The sequence below is a fragment of the Photorhabdus stackebrandtii genome, assembly GCF_011189495.1.
GTDB classification, from domain to species: Bacteria; Pseudomonadota; Gammaproteobacteria; order Enterobacterales; family Enterobacteriaceae; genus Photorhabdus; species Photorhabdus khanii.
This window is the reverse complement of sequence record NZ_PUJV01000153.1, coordinates 1-839: the sequence shown is the minus strand read 5'-3', so window position 1 is coordinate 839 and position 839 is coordinate 1. Positions and strand designations below refer to the sequence as shown.

Genomic DNA, 839 nt, shown 5'->3' with positions numbered 1-839 from the left:
AAGAATGCTTGCCGAGATCGATGCCAATCAGTGCGATAGTGTTCATGATGGTAGCCTCTTATCAAAGATAATCACTCTGCTAATATACTGCCGTTAGAGTGAGGGGAACCATCTCATTACCTTGGGGCACTCCGTTAAGCTGGTGATAGGATGAACGAATTGGCAGGTTTTTAGCAGGCAGCTCACCATGAAAGCCTATATCGTTAAAGTGGCTCTTCGCGGTGTCAGCCCTATGGTCTGGCGCCGATTTCGGCTATCAGGCGAGACTTCTTTAGCGGCTTTTCACTATATCATTCAGATCGCGCAGGGATGGCAGGATGATCACCTGCATCAATTCCGTATTTATGGTAAAAATTACGGCATTTCCTATTCTGGCGGAATTGCGTTTTCTGATAACCCTTACAAAATCACGCTCGATGACTTTGAGTTTGATGCCGGAGATCGATTTACTTACGAATACAACTTTTTCGAGAACTGGCTTCACGATATCCGTATTGAGACCATTCTTGACAATGCTAACCTGAAATTTCCCTTTTGTTTGGCCGGAAATAGAATGCCGGGGGCAACGTTAGCTGATGAATGTGAGAAAACACTGGCGTTACTGGAAGCCATCGTTAATGCCGATGAAACAGCAACGATCGGAGATATCCGTCCATTAATTGATGAACTTGATGCCGTCAGATTTAACCGCAAAAAGGTTAACCGCCAATTGAGTCGGCTCAACCTTGATTCACCGGAACTGGAACCTATTGTGATAGGGCTGTAGCCGATAGGATGATCGGTATCCATAAAGGTATACCTTTTCATCCATGCTAAAAACGAGGAAATAATCCTCTATA

The 839-nt window shown here is 44.6% G+C and carries 1 protein-coding gene; it reads left to right on the top strand.

The window, feature by feature from the left end; translation table 11 throughout:
* The first annotated feature begins 187 nt into the window (after positions 1–187).
* Positions 188–766 (top strand): plasmid pRiA4b ORF-3 family protein, encoded by a 579-nt coding sequence (locus C5470_RS22095; protein ID WP_115827247.1) that lies wholly within the window; start codon positions 188–190, stop codon positions 764–766.
* Positions 767–839: the final 73 nt, after the last annotated feature.